The sequence below is a fragment of the Mycobacterium conspicuum genome (assembly GCF_010730195.1).
GTDB classification, from domain to species: domain Bacteria; phylum Actinomycetota; class Actinomycetes; order Mycobacteriales; family Mycobacteriaceae; genus Mycobacterium; species Mycobacterium conspicuum.
On record NZ_AP022613.1, the window covers coordinates 4,788,948 to 4,803,093 of the forward strand.

Here is a 14,146-nt window from a genome sequence, read left to right on the forward strand (position 1 = left end):
CCCGACCTCCATATCAAGCCGACGATCGCGCGGTCGAAACCGGATCAGTCGGCAGGAGATCAGTTTAACGCGAGCCCAATAGCACTTCAGTCACTTCTTGAAAACCCTTAGTCGCGGCTTACCCTCGGCTCGGGCTACTGGCGCTCGGACCCGGCCGCAACAAATACGTGTCCATGATCCAACCGTGCTCGGCGCGTGCCTTGGCCCGCAGCTCCTCGATCTCGGCGCCGACCTCGCCAATCGTGCCCGCGACCAGCAGCTCATGGTCGGTGCCCAAGTAGGCGCCCCACCAGATGCGGGTATTGGGGGGGCAGGCCTGAAACGAGCATTCGGCGTCCAGCAGCACGACGACCGATCCGACGGCCGACCCGGACATCCCGCGGGCGCGCAGCTGCCGCCCGGTGGTGACCAACACCGGTTCACCGATCTCGTTCAACAGGATGCGATGCCGCGCCGTGAGCGCCTGAACAGCGGTGATGCCGGGGATGACGTCGTAGTCGATGTCCACCTCGGTCGCGACGGCGTCCAGAATGCGCAGCGTGCTGTCATACAGCGACGGATCACCCCAGGCCAGGAACGCACCCACGCCGTCGGGTCCCAATTCGGTCTCGATGGCCCCCGCCCACACCCGCGCCCGCGCCGAATGCCAGTCCGTCACCGCTTCCCGATAGCCGGCTTGACCAGACATTGGCTCCGACCGCTCGGGATCGGGCAACTCGACAACGCGGTACCCGGGCTCACGAATGAACCGCGCGCAGATCTCCTGGCGCAGCGCCACCAGGTCGCGTTTCGCCTCGCCCTTGTCCGCGACAAAAAACACGTCGGCGCTGTTCAGCGCCTCGATCGCCTGGACCGTCAGGTAGTCGGGGTTTCCAGCGCCGATGCCGATGACGTGGATGCACCGAGCCATCTCAGCTTTGTACCCCGAAAACGGCTTCCAACCACCATAATTTGAGATGTCGAGCCTCTGGTCGACATCTCAGGTACCCGATACCATGGGTATCGACTAAGTGTTTCCGCACGCTCTCCGTACCGCCTGACGCAGCGAAGGGATGCCGGCGATGACCACAGCGGTGAGACCTGACGGGCCCAGCCGTGAAGAGTTTTCGGAGCGGCTGCTGAAGGGATCGGTCAAAAAGTCCTACGAGCCGCTCGTCGACATCGACTGGGACGCCCCCCTGGACGCGGACAAGTTCTACCTCCCGCCCCGGATGGTGTCGCTCTACGGGACCCCAATGTGGGACGAGATGACCCGCGAGCAACAAATCGACCTGTCGCGGCAGGAATTGGTCAACACGCTCTCGGCGGGCATCTGGTTCGAGAACCTGCTCAACCAGACACTGCTGCGCACCCTCCTGCACGAGGATCCCACCAGCCGGTCCACGCATTACAAGCTGACCGAGCTGGGCGACGAGACCCGCCACATGATCATGTTCGGCAAGGCGATCGAGCGCATCGGCGCCAAGCCGGTGGTGCCGCAGCGGTGGCAACGAATGGCGATCAACGCCCTGCCGCTGGCATTCCAGCGCGGCTCGATGCTGTGGGTGGCCGCCCTGTTGGGTGAGGAGATCTTCGACTCGCTGCAACGCCAGATGTTGGACGATCCGGACCTGCAGCCGATGATCCGGCGACTGATGCGGATCCATGTCACCGAGGAAGCCCGCCACATCCAGTTCGCCCGCGACGGCGCGCGCAAGCGGGTGGCCGAGATGCCGCGCTACCGACGGTGGTTCATGGCCAACCTGCACGGGCTCGGCGCGTACTTCTTCCGCTTCCTGTTCTCGTTCCCGGTCCCCTACGCCCGGGTCGGGTTGGATCCGCATCGGGCCCAACAGCTCGCGCGCGCCAGCGCAAACCGCCACGAGGTCTACAAAGCCGGCTTCGCCCCGCTGGCGGCGTTTCTGACCGAGATCGGCCTGATGGGCCGGCTCGCGCGGCGCGCGTGGAAGCGCACCCACTTTCTGTGACCCCACCGCCTGACGTCATCGTCGTCGGCGCGGGAGCCCTCGCAGAACTGCGGGCAGCCGGCATCACCGACGTCACCGTTGTGTCCGGCGCCGACAGCACCGACATCGTCGATTCGGTGTTCGACGACGACACCGATACCTGGGTGTTGCACACCAGCTCGGGCGAGACCGTCCGCGCCACCGTCGTCATCCGGGCGGACCAGCCCCACCGCCCGTGGATACCAGAGTTGCCCGGGCGCAACGACTTTCGCGGACCGACGTTTCACGCGGCGCGGTGGGACAGCGCGTTCGACCCGGCCGGCAAACACGTCGCGGTGATCGGCACCGACTCGGCCGCCGGCCACCACCTGCCGGGGCTCGCCGAGCGCGCGGCGTCGGTCAGCGTATTCGGCCATCCACCGCGCCGGTTCGTTCCCGCGGTGTCGTTCTGGACGTCGCGTGCCACCCGCTGGATGCGCCGCAGGCGAGCAAGCACCGAGGGGCCCGAATCCCAAAGACCGACGACGGTCGGCCAGGCGATCGAGGCGCTCACCGCGTCGGGCATCCGCACCCGCGACGGGCGTGAGCACCGCGCGGACGCGATCATCTACGGCACCGGCTTCGCGGCTCCCGATTCGCGGATCCTCGGCGCGGGCGGGCTGACCATCCAGCAGGCCTGGCCCGACGGCATGGAGCCGTTCACCGGAGTCGCCGTTCACGGCTTCCCGAACTACTTCTTGGTCTCCGGGCCAGATACCGGGGCGCAGGCCCGGTACATCGCCGAGTGCGTCGGGCTGATGACAGCGACGGCCAGTGGCCGCATCGAGGTGCGGCGCAGCAGCCAACAGGTGTTCAACGAGCGCGCGCACCTCAATCCGGCCGAGCCGATACCGGCGGCGGCCGCGTTCGATCTGTCGGGCATCCCGGCCACGGACACCGAGCTCAAGGAGATCTACGACGGCGCGGCGACGCTGACGATCGGGGACGCCTCCCATCCGGTGCGCGTGCGGCTCACCGGCCGCATCGACCCGATCGACGGCCACTACCACTGGCAGGGGACGGTCTTCAGCCCGCTGGTGGACCCCGTGTCGGGCAAGCCCGACGACGCGCTCAAGCAGGCACGCGCGGCGACGCTGACGGTGGGTAACCGGAGCGCACCCGCGCGCATCGTCGAGCAAACACCGTGGGGCACGCACTCGATCGCCGGGGTGGGCGCGCCACCATATCCGTTGAACGGCCGCTGACCAGCAGGTTTGCCACGTTACGTCGCTTCACAGGTTTGCCCGGTGGGAACATCAGGGTAATCCGGATACGCTGGATTCCACTCCCTCATCGGGGTTAGCCACAGATACGAAGTGGGTAACTCCTTGGGTGCGCGCTGCGCTAGGCGACAAGTACAGACGAGCAGAACGGCGTGTTCGTGGTAGCAGTTGATGCTTCGGACAGGCGGCGGCGGGGTTCTCTTCCGACGGACGTCGGCTCTGTCGCGCGGGTAGCCCACGTCAAAGTCGCAGCAAGCGGCGTGATCAGCGCAACTCACGGGGGGCCGCCGCCAACGTGGGCGGCATTGTCAAGTCGGCTGGGCGGAAGTTCGAGGAGCGGGACATGGAGCCGAACCACGGGATGGGACTGGAATGCCGGCTGACCAGCTTAGAAGGCAACTCAGAAGGCAAGGTCTGGCGACGACGCATCCGCACGTGGGGATGGCATTCGGGAGGCGCACGGTGAGCGCGGTGGCCGAGTCACCGAGCTCGCTGGGTATCGCCGTGCGCGTCGATGACTCGGTGGCCTTCCTCACGGTCGACGGCGTCCTCGACTCCAACAGCTCCGCAGCGCTGCGCGACGGGATCATCAAGACCACCCTGCAGGAGCCGTCCGCGGTCATCGTCAACGTCAGCTCCCTGCAGGTGCCCGCGAAGTCGGCGTGGTCGGCCTTTCTCGGCGTGCGGTGGCAAGCCGATACGCCGCTGGATGTACCGATCGTGCTGGTCTGCGCGAATCGCGCGACCCGCGAGGCGATCAGCAGCAGCGGGGTCGCCCGCTTCATGCCGGTCTATGCGACGGAAAAGGCGGCGCTCAAGGCTATAAGTCAGCTCGGCGATCGCACGGTGTGCCGCGCCGATGCCAAGCTTCCCCCGAACCTGACCAGCCTTCGCGAATCGCGCCGGCTGGTCCGCGAGTGGCTCACCGGCTGGTCGCTGCCCGGCCTCATCCCGGTCGCGCTGGTGGTTGTCAACGTGTTCGTGGAAAACGTTTTGGAGCACACCGGTAGCGACCCGGTGATGCGCATCGAGACCGACGGCGCGACCGCGACCATCGCGGTGTCCGACGGCAGCAACGCGCCCGCGCTGCGGCTGGCGTCGCCGAAGAAGGGCATCGACGTGTCCGGGCTGGCGATCGTCGACGCCCTGTCGCGCGAGTGGGGCAGCACACCCACCTCGTCCGGCAAGACCGTCTGGGCGGTCATCGGCCCGGAGAACCAGCTGTAAGTCACACCCCGCGCGGGACCGAATTAGAACACGTTCTAATCTCGTGTTAATGCCCGTTGACGGAAGGTGGATGACGTGCGGTTCAGCTATGCGGAGTCACTGACCGACCCTTCGTTTTACATCCCGCTGGCCAAGGCGGCCGACCAAGCCGGCTACCACAGCATGACGATCGCCGACAGCATCGCCTACCCGTATGAGTCCGACTCCAAATACCCGTACACGCCCGACGGCAGCCGCGAGTTTTTGGACGGCAAGGAGATCGTCGAGGCCTTCGTGCTGACTGCGGCGTTGGGCGCGGTGACGACGAACCTGCGGTTCAATTTCTTCGTCCTCAAGCTCCCCGTCCGGCATCCGGCAATGACGGCCAAGGAGGCGAGCTCACTGGCCGTGCTGACCGGAAACCGGTTGGGACTTGGCGTGGGCACCAGCCCATGGCCGGAGGACTACGAGCTGATGGGGATCCCGTTCGCCAAGCGCGGCAAGCGGATGGACGAGTGCATCGAGATCGTGCGGGGCCTGACCACCGGCGACTACTTCGAGTTCCACGGCGAGTTCTACGATATCCCGAAGACGAAGATGAGTCCGGCTCCTACGCAACCGATCCCGATCCTGGTCGGCGGCCACGCCGACGCGGCGCTGCGGCGTGCGGCGCGCCTGGACGGTTGGATGCACGGCGGCGGCAGCTCCCCGGAGGAACTCGACCGACTCATCGCCCGGGTCAAGAAGTTTCGCGAGGAAGAGGGCAAGACCGGGCCGTTCGAGATCCACGTCATCTCGACCGACGCCTACACCGTCGACGGCATCAAGCGCCTCGAGGACAAGGGCGTCACCGACGCCATCGTGGGCTTCCGGTATCCCTACATCCTCGGGCCCGACCCGGAGCCGCTGGAGAACAAGATCCGCAACCTGGAGCGGTTCGCCGAAAAGGTGATCTCGAAAGTCTAGCTCTCACAACGTATCCCACTTCGGTGCACGTTTTTCCATGTGCGCTTTGGCGGCCTCGACCGGGTTGTTGGTGAAGCCGCTGAGCATCTGGGTGCGGTTCTCGATCTCGATGGCATGGCGCAGGCTCGGCGCGTCCAGCGCCGCGTTGAGGCCGATCTTGGTCTGCCACACGCCGTAGGCGTTGTTCTCGGCGATCTCGCGCGCCTTGCGCACCGCCGCCGGGATCAGGTCGTCGGGCGCGACCACCTCGTGCACCAGCTTGATGCGATAGGCCTCGGGCGCGTCGATGATGCGTCCGGTCAGCATCAGTTCGCGCGCCACCCCGGCCCCGACGAGCTTCGGCAGCAGGTAGCTGGTGCCCATGTCCATCGACGAGAAGCCCGCCTTGATGAACGCCGAACCGAACCGCGCCTGTTCGGACGCCACCCGGACATCGCTGACCAGCGTGAACGCCAGCCCGCCGCCGACGGCGACACCGTTGACCGCCGCGATCACCGGAATGTCTTGTTCGTAGATCCTGGTGAACAGGTTGGCCAGCCGGACCTGGGCGTCGTAGTTGACCTTGAACGCCGGCGTGGACGGGCTCGCCGGCGTGGTCCAGGCCTGGCCGGTGCCACTCAGATCGGCGCCCGCGCAGAAGCCCCGTCCCGCGCCGGTCAGGATCGCGACCCGGAATCCACCCGCGCTGAGCGTGTCCAGGGCGGCGTCCACGCCGTCGATCAGCGAACCGTCGATGGCGTTCAACCGCTCCGGCCGGTTCAGGGTGATGAGCGCGATTTGGTCTTCGAGAGTTGCGAATTCGACAGCAGCCATACTCCGCACGGTAAGCGACACAGCGGATGTCCAGGGACCCGGCCTACCGTGAAGCCATGACACGTAGCGAGAAAGACACCTGGGACCTGGCCAGCAGCGTGGGTGCCACCGCCACCATGGTGGCCGCGGCCCGGGCGGTGGCGACCCGCCGGCCGCACCCAGTGATCACCGACGAGTTCGCCGAGCCGTTGGTCCGCGCGGTCGGGTTGGATTTGTTCACCCGGCTCGCCGCCGGTGAGCTGGACGCCGACGACGTGGAGAAGGGCGTCCGTTTTCCGCGGATGGTCGACACCTTCGCCGCGCGCGCCCGCTACTACGACGACTACTTCGCCGAGGCCAGTTCGGCCGGCATCCGGCAGGTGGTGATCGTGGCGTCGGGGTTGGACGCGCGGGCCTACCGGCTGGCCTGGCCGGCCGGGACCACCGTGTATGAAATCGACCAGCCCGAGGTGATCGAGTTCAAGACCACCACGCTGTCGCGGCTCGGCGCCGTGCCCGCCGCCGAGCACCGCGCGGTGGGCATCGACCTGCGGGACGATTGGCCGGCCGCGTTGCGGGCGGCGGGATTCGACACCACCCAGCCGACCGCGTGGCTCGCCGAGGGTGTGCTGATCGGCTTTCTGCCGCCGGAGGCCGAAGTTCGGTTGCTGGACAACGTCATAACGCTGAGCTCGCCGGGCAGCCGGTTCTCCGGCGACTACGGTTCGCTCAACCCTGGCTCACCGGAATCGCAGGAACAGGCCCGCATCGCGACCGAGGGCTGGCGGCGGCAGGGTCTCGAATTGGACATCTCCGCGTTGGCCTACCCCGGTGATCACACCGACGTCGCCGCGCACCTGCGGGCCCACGGGTGGGAAACGAGCACGTCGCGGCTCGGCGAATTACTGGCCTCGGCGGGCTTGCCGCAGCTCGAAGGAGGCGATCAAGACAGCCAGGCCGCCACGATCAGCTTCGTGCGGGCCGTGCGCGCCTAGGTTCTCAGGCCGAGCGTTTGGCCAACCAATCGGCCTGCATCACCAGCAGGGCCATGACCTCCAGCGCCGGTGTGTCAGGGTCGATCTCGCGGTAACGCTGATAGACGTTGACGACGACGCGCTCGGCGTCCAGCCAGCTCGCGTACTCGCCGAGGTCGATGCTGTCGGCGGCCTCGGCCCAGGACAGGCCCTTGCGGTGGGCGGCATCGGCTTGCTCCGAGACGTGCACGAGATAGCCACGGACGGCACGGATTCCGTCCGGGTCGGTGATCGGACCGTGGCCGGGGATTACCGTCGGCGCGTCCAGCGCGATCATCGCGTCGCACGCCGCCACCCAGTTGTCGATCGGACCGGCCCACACGATCGGCGTGCAGCCGATGAACAGCAGGTCCCCGCCGAACAGCACACCGGCGTCGGGCACATGCACCACCGAGTCCGCCGCGGTGTGAGCCGGACCCAGGTTCAGCACGTTGATCTGCCTGCCGCCGACGTCGATGGTCAGGTCGCGGTCGAACGTCTGGTCGGCGTTGCGCACGGTGATGCCGCCAAAGTCGAAGTGTCCGAACCGTTCCCGCGCGTAGGGCGTCGCGACGGGGCCCAGGTTCATGTTCTGCGTCATCGCCAGCATTTCCGGCGCCATGCCGTGGGCGATCTCCTCGGCCGTGCCCTTGGCGGCGATGATGCGCACCGACGGGTCGAGCAGTTGGTTGCCGTGGGTGTGGTCGCCGTTGGAATGGGTGATCAACGCGTCGGTGATGGGCGCGCGGTCGGTGATCGGCTTCATCGCGGTGAGCATCTCGCGGGTCAGCGGTAGGTCGAACAGCGTGTCGACGAGCAGCGACGCACCGTCCCCGGCGACCAGTCCGGCGTTGCTCCAGCCGTATCCGCCGTCCGGCAGCGTCCACGCCCACACCCGATCGGCGACCTCGTGCAGCCCGCGGGTGTAGGGCACCCGCGCCGGCGCCCGATTCACCCGGGCGGGTTGCGGCGCGGCATCGGGATTGGGCCGAGGCGCCAACGGATGCGGTGCGGCACTGGCGCGCACGGTCTGCCTGGTCTCCCCCAGCCCCTCGACCCCCAGCGTGACGACGTCGCCATCGTGCAGCCAACCGGGGAACGATTCCAGTGCGGTGATGCTGAGGTGCTCGACGAGCGTGCAGGTGGGCACGGTGCCCGAACCGAAAACGTCACCGGGACTGAGTGTTACACCGCGCGACGCGTAGGAGATGACCTCGGCGAAGCTCCAGTCCATCTGGCCGGTCGAGCCCGAACCGATTTGGGTGTCGTTGACCAGGGCGCTCACTTGCAGGTGCAGCTTGCCGTCACGGCGGTAGGGCTCGAGTTCGTCCGCCGTGACCAAATACGGGCCCAGCGTGACGCCGCTGTCCTTGCCCTTGGCCTGCCCGATCGCAAGCTGGCCCTCCAGCTGTTGCAGATCACGTGCGGACCAGTCGTTGAAGATGGTGTAGCCGATGATCGCCCGTTCGGCTTGTTCGACGGTCAGGTCTTTGCCGGTCGTTCCGATGACCGCGGCGATCTCGAGCTCGAAGTCCTGCCAGGCGCTTCCGGGTGCCATGGGCACGTCGTCGTACGGGCCCAAAACCGTTGCCGGGCAGGCGAAGTAGAACGCGGGGATGCGATACCAGGTGTCGGCGAGCTGTCGACCGGCGCCCATCGCGGCCTGGCAGTTGCGCATGTGGTCAAGGAAGCACAGGGAGTCGCGGATCGACGGCGGGCGCGGGATCGGCGCCATCAGGGTCACCTCGTCAAGACGTGCGGCCGCCGGCGACTTCAGGGCCTCCTGCCCGGCCTCGCGCAGCCCGTCGGCGCCGCGGCCGACCAGCTCGAGCAGCGTCACCCCCGGCGGCATCGCGTGGATCGCCTCGCCGGAGAGCACCCCCGTGCGTTCCCCGCTATCGCCTTGATAAGTAACCCATTTCATTCGCGCACAACTGGCGGACGTGCAGTATTCGAAACGTGCGGTATTCCCTTATCGTCAAGACGTATTCCGCCAGAGATGTTCGATCGTCATGCCCGTGACGGCCCAATGTCGGCTACTGAGGATGCTCCACGAAGTCGATGGCCTTCTGGATAACGGCCGTCACCGCACCTGGATGAGAGATAAGGGTCAGGTGCGAACCTCCGTCGAAGACCGTGACGTCCGACCCCGCGCGGTTAGCCATGGCGTGTTCCGATGCCGGCGTGATGATCTTGTCACCGCTGCTGATGAAATACCAGGAGGGAATGGTCTCCCAGGCCGCAAACTTGGAGGGGGTTTCGAAAGCATTCGTCGAAGCCGCTCTTTGCGTCGCCCAGAGCTTGGTTGCCTCCTCGGTAGGCAGATCGTTGCCGAAGTAGTGCAAGAAGACTTCCCTCTTGAGGTACAGGTCGGTGGCACCAGGAGACGCGCCGGGATCCGGCATCATGTCGAAGAGTTCGGTTTCTGGCTGCTGTTTGAGCACTGAATCCGGTCCGCTCAAGGCGCCGTTGGTCTCACCAACGGCGGGTGCTGCCGCATCGACGTACACGAGCGCCTTGACATTCGTATTGCCCGCAGCGGCATTGGTGATGACTGAGCCGCCGTAGGAATGCCCAACAAGCACGACCGGTCCGGGGATCGTCTTGAGGAAAGCTGACACGTACTCGGAATCGGTGGTGAGGTTCTCCAGCGGGTTGGCGACCGCCCGGACGTTGTAGCCACGCTCTAGCAGCGCGGACACTTCGCCGTCCCAACTCGATGTGTCCGCCCACGCGCCATGCACCAGCACGACCGTCGGTCTGGCGCCATAGGGTGGCAAGGCGGATGCGGGCGTCTCGCCGGAACAACCGCTGATGAGCGCCACCGCCGTAACTCCGCTCGCGAGTCGGATGGTGACGCGCTGAAATCGCGCGAATAGGTTGTCCATCAAACACTTTCATTCTTGAATGGGTGCGGCGCTACGGGCCATCCGCCAACAACCGCAGAGTCAAGCCTTGACCACAATCTTGAAGATGAGGGTTTCGAGGGCACCGAAGGCGCCACGGCCGCTGATGTATAGCCGTTTGACGTCATATCCGGCGACGTCTTTCATAGTTTCGGCACCGAAGCGCGCGCGGGTTTGTCCGTCGATGATGGCGACGTCGGCGCCGAGTAGGGCGTGCCTGATGTGGTCACGTTCGTTGCCGGCGGCGGTGGCGACGAGTTCTCCGATGGTGCGTTCAACGCCGACGACCGGCACGGCGGAGCAAGTGACTCCGTGCTCGTCGAGGTGGCGGTTGAGCGCCTCAATGGTGGTGTCTGCGCCGACAACGAGACTGAGATTACCGAGGTTGACGGATACGTTGGTGTTGTTGCCGGCGGTGAGCGCGGCACTCGGATCGACAGTGATGTTCCGAGTTAGGGCGTCACGCACGGCAGTGCCGAAGGCACTGGTGTCGGGCTCGTCAGCGGACACATCGGGCAGCATGATGCCGGGGTTGAGCAGCCCGGCAGAATCGAAGACGTTCTTGATCGAGCGTTGTGCCGCAATTTCTACTGGGGTGAAGCGTTTGGTCATGAACGGGATCTTTTCGGTGCCGACGCCATGCTCACCGGTGATGGTGCCGCCCAGATCAAGTGCGGCTTCGATGATCTCGTTGTTTGCCGCTTCCAGCGCGGTTGCTGCCAGTGGATTGTCTTTGTCGTAGAACGTTGTGGGGTGTAGGTCGCCGTCGCCCGCGTGACCGCATACCGCGATGAAAAGGAGCCCGTCGGAATGGCGTTCGGCGATGGACTGAATGGCTTCTTGCATCTCGGGTATGCGGTCGCGGGGCACGGTGACGTCACCGATGAAGAAGCCTTTGCCGCTCTGCACCACTGAATTCGGGGCATTGAGGCGTCCGTACCACAATGCAACACGGTCTTTCTCGTCCTCAGCAACTCGGACCTCGGTCGCTCGCTCACCCAGCACCCGTTCCACGATGGCCTGATCTCGCGCCACATCCGCTGCGGTGCCGTCGACGTCGATGAGCACGATCGAATCGGCGTCCAGCGGGTAGCCGGTGTCATAGAACTGTTGTAACCCGGCAATACCTGCCCGATCGAGCCACTCCACGGCAGCCGGCACCACGCCGGTGGCGATGATCGCGGCGATGGTGTCAGCAGCCTCTCGCGCCGAGGCGAAAGCACCCATGAGGCTGTGCGTGACATCGGCGATCGGGCGCAGGGCAACGGTTGCCTCGGTGATGATTCCGAGCGTCCCTTCTGATCCGATGAGGACACCCAGTAGGTCCGGACCTTCGTCATCGGCACTAAAGGTGACTGTCGATCCGTCGGGCAGGACAACGTTGACGCTCAGGACGTGGTTGTAGGTGACGCCATACTTCAGCGCGTGTGGCCCACCGGCATTCTCGATGATGTTCCCGCCGACGGTTGCCAGGTGCGCCGAGACAGGATCGGGTGAGAAACACAACCCGTGCGGAGCCAGTGCAGTCTGCAAGTCGGAGTTCACGACTCCGGCTTCGACTCGTGCGCGGCGATTCACGACGTCGATATCGAGAATCCGATTCAGACCGGTCAGATCCAGGAGGACGCGGCCTCCGGCCGGCATCATCCCGCCTGAGCAGTTCGACGCACCGCCGCGTGGCACTAGCGCGACGCCGTGCTCGGAGGCCAGGCGCAGGATTGCGGCGATGTCGTCGCGACCGTGGGGGCGTAACAACAGGCCCGCTACTCCTCCGACACCCCAATAGTCGCGGCCACGTTCGGTAAGTACGCGCTCGTCGGTCGTGATGTCGCCGTGGGCAGCCGCCGCTGCGGCGAATCGTCCGATAGCAGCAGCACTGTCCGGAGTCAGAAGATGCTCAGTGTCAGTGGACATTTCAATCCGCTTCCTGTCCCTGCACCGCGGTCTCTCGCAGCCACGCTTCTTCTTCGCCTGGCGCCGGCAGCACCCGTCCACCTTCGATGGCCAGATGTGCCGGGCTGTTCTGAATGACGACGAGGATCCGCTTGGCGGGGATGCCTGTGACGCGGGATGCGGCTGCGGCGACTTCGGCGACCAGTTGGCTGCTTTGGGCTTCCGGATGTCCAGTGCGAACCCAACCGTTGATCAGCAGCGGTTGTGCGGGTTGCCCGTCAGTGTAAACGGCGTCGGCGGGCAGTTCGTGGAACACGACGTTCACGTATGCGCCGGGTACGTGATTGATCATCGAATGGATCCTGGTCACTTCCGCGGCCAGATCGGCTTTGGTGTCGGCGCTCAGCATTGACTGCACCGTGGTGCACGTGTAGACCGGCATCGCTTAGCCCAGAGCCGGCAGGTGTGACTGGGTGGGCACGACGAGTACGGTGGGCCCGTCGGCCTCCAGGGCAGCCTTGAACTCCTGGGCGAGTTCTTCTGTACTTGCCACATTGGCCGTCCTGCAGCCGAAACCGGTTGCCAGTGAGGCAATGTCAAGATCCGGCAAATCGAGGCCCGGGACGTTAGGGGTCTCCTCGAGAAGCGCGAAGGATTTCAACACGCAGTACTCGCCGTTGCGCTGGACCACGAACACGATCGGAAGTTTGTGCTGCGCCGCGGTCCAGATTGCCTGGATGGAGTACTGGAACGAACCGTCGCCTATCGAGGCGACAATGGTCCGCGTCACGCCGCGGGCGCGGTCACCGAGCGCAATACCCACCGCCGCCGGGACACCCCAGCCGATACCTCCGCTTCCGGTGGCGAAGAAGCTGCCCGGGCGCCGGGTGGGCCACCACTGGATGAGATCCGCCAAGGTGGAGGTGGACTCCATGACGACCGCTGCGTCATCCGGTTTGACCGAGCTCAGCACCGCATAGACATCGTTGGGCAGCAGCGGCGCGGATCCCACGGGCAACTCGCCGCTGAAATCCCGGCTTAATCCCGGCGGGGCGTGCCGGTCGGCAGGCACCTCCACCAACTCCAGGAGCTGCTCCAGGACAGCGTTCATGTCGCCGACCAGGCTGTCGCCCACCGGCGCGACCGCGGCGAGGTGGGGATCGACGGTGATCTGCAGCAGTCCGGTTCCTTCGGGCAGGTAGTCGCCCGCGACGAAGGGGTAGTAACTGAATACCTGTGCCCCGATGACGATGACCAGGTCGAATCCCTTTACGGCCTGGCTGATGCCGGCGATCGTCAGTGGCAGTGGGCCCGCGTAGAGGGGGTGATCTTCCGGAAACGAGCACCTGGGTGCCAAGGGGCCGCTGCGCACCGGCGCGCGCAGCTTTTCCGCGAAGGCGACACCGGCGTCCCAGGCGCCGGCGCGATCAACCTCGGGCCCGAGCACCAACAGTGGTCGCTCCGCCCGGCTGATCCGTGCAGCGAACTCACGCAAACGCTGGGCATCCGGTTGCACACGGTGGCTGACCGTCCGGACCACGGCCGGTCCAAGGGCTGGCTTGTTCCAGTCGTCCAACGGGATGGAAAGGAACACGGGACCAGCCGGCGGTTGCGTCGCCACCGCGTAGGCCCGCATGAAGGCGGCTGGTACATCCTCGGCGCGCGCGGGTTCGTAAGCCCATTTCACCCACGGCTGCGGCATGACCGTCGCGTCGGGGTTGTTCAAGTAAGGGTCACACAGAGACATCTCGCGGGTCTGCTGGCCAGCGGTGACGATCAACGGCGTGTTCGCGCGGTAGGCGGCCACCAGGCTGCCCATCGCATTGCCGGTACCGGCTGCAGTATGAAGATTGACTAAAGCGGGGGTGCCAGTGGACTGTGCGAAGCCGTCGGCCATCGCCAGTACCGAGGCTTCCTGCAGCCCCAGGATGTAGGTGAAGTCGTCTGGGAAATTCTGCAGGAACGTCTGCTCGGTGGAGCCCGGATTGCCGAACACCGTGGTCAACCCCAGTGTGCGGAGCAGGTCATAGGTGACCTCGTGGATAGACTTCATTTCGGCCATCTTTCGCACCTTTCGGCATGTCTGCGGACTCGCTGCGCAAATCACACCTCATTGCGAGTGATGCTCACCCCGTATAAACCACGGGTCGATGAACACCCGG

General features: G+C 65.7%; 12 protein-coding genes. 5 read left to right on the top strand and 7 right to left on the bottom strand.

Features of this window, described 5'->3' with window-relative positions:
• Window positions 1-118: 118 nt before the first annotated feature.
• Window positions 119-910 carry a precorrin-6A synthase (deacetylating) gene (gene cobF, locus G6N66_RS21865; RefSeq protein WP_085234904.1) on the bottom strand — a complete coding sequence of 264 codons (792 nt, stop codon included), beginning with the start codon at window positions 908-910 and terminating at the stop codon, window positions 119-121.
• A gap of 151 nt (window positions 911-1,061) precedes the next feature.
• On the opposite strand from cobF, the gene G6N66_RS21870 reads away from it, so the two are divergent.
• The 4 genes from G6N66_RS21870 to G6N66_RS21885 all read left to right on the top strand — a co-directional run bounded on the left by G6N66_RS21870 (window position 1,062) and on the right by G6N66_RS21885 (window position 5,380).
• A complete protein-coding gene (locus G6N66_RS21870) occupies window positions 1,062-1,967 on the top strand; it encodes an AurF N-oxygenase family protein (protein ID WP_085234939.1) in 906 nt (301 codons plus the stop codon).
• 218 nt (window positions 1,968-2,185) lie between these two features.
• Entirely contained in the window at window positions 2,186-3,190 is a 1,005-nt protein-coding gene (locus G6N66_RS21875; protein ID WP_232079546.1) for a DUF4873 domain-containing protein, read from the top strand.
• Between the two features lie 459 nt (window positions 3,191-3,649).
• Window positions 3,650-4,435: an STAS domain-containing protein gene (locus G6N66_RS21880; protein WP_139825381.1), complete on the top strand. Its 786-nt coding sequence runs from the start codon at window positions 3,650-3,652 to the stop codon at window positions 4,433-4,435.
• A 75-nt stretch (window positions 4,436-4,510) separates the two neighbouring features.
• The gene (locus G6N66_RS21885; RefSeq protein WP_085234940.1) at window positions 4,511-5,380 is read left to right on the top strand and encodes a TIGR03619 family F420-dependent LLM class oxidoreductase; all 870 of its coding nucleotides are present in this window, start codon (window positions 4,511-4,513) and stop codon (window positions 5,378-5,380) included.
• 3 nt (window positions 5,381-5,383) lie between these two features.
• Here G6N66_RS21885 and G6N66_RS21890 read toward each other — a convergent pair whose 3' ends face one another.
• Window positions 5,384-6,193, bottom strand: coding sequence for an enoyl-CoA hydratase/isomerase family protein (locus G6N66_RS21890; RefSeq protein WP_085234907.1), 810 nt, complete (start codon window positions 6,191-6,193; stop codon window positions 5,384-5,386).
• Between the two features lie 56 nt (window positions 6,194-6,249).
• Between G6N66_RS21890 and G6N66_RS21895 the strand changes: the two genes are divergently transcribed.
• Entirely contained in the window at window positions 6,250-7,167 is a 918-nt protein-coding gene (locus G6N66_RS21895; RefSeq protein WP_085234941.1) for a class I SAM-dependent methyltransferase, read from the top strand.
• 4 nt (window positions 7,168-7,171) lie between these two features.
• On the opposite strand, the gene G6N66_RS21900 is transcribed toward G6N66_RS21895, so the two are convergent.
• The 5 genes from G6N66_RS21900 to mdlC form a co-directional block, all read right to left on the bottom strand.
• Window positions 7,172-9,109 carry a fumarylacetoacetate hydrolase family protein gene (locus tag G6N66_RS21900; protein WP_085234908.1) on the bottom strand — a complete coding sequence of 646 codons (1,938 nt, stop codon included), beginning with the start codon at window positions 9,107-9,109 and terminating at the stop codon, window positions 7,172-7,174.
• Between the two features lie 112 nt (window positions 9,110-9,221).
• Complete coding sequence (locus tag G6N66_RS21905; protein ID WP_085234909.1) at window positions 9,222-10,073, bottom strand: alpha/beta fold hydrolase; 852 nt, start codon at window positions 10,071-10,073, stop codon at window positions 9,222-9,224.
• Window positions 10,074-10,133: 60 nt separating this feature from the next.
• Window positions 10,134-12,005, bottom strand: a complete 1,872-nt coding sequence (locus G6N66_RS21910) for an FAD-linked oxidase C-terminal domain-containing protein (protein WP_085234910.1) — start codon at window positions 12,003-12,005, stop codon at window positions 10,134-10,136.
• A 1-nt stretch (window position 12,006) separates the two neighbouring features.
• Entirely contained in the window at window positions 12,007-12,426 is a 420-nt protein-coding gene (locus G6N66_RS21915; RefSeq protein ID WP_067954126.1) for a tautomerase family protein, read from the bottom strand.
• Window positions 12,427-12,429: 3 nt separating this feature from the next.
• Complete coding sequence (mdlC, locus tag G6N66_RS21920) at window positions 12,430-14,046, bottom strand: benzoylformate decarboxylase (protein WP_085234942.1); 1,617 nt, start codon at window positions 14,044-14,046, stop codon at window positions 12,430-12,432.
• Between the last annotated feature and the right edge of the window lie 100 nt (window positions 14,047-14,146).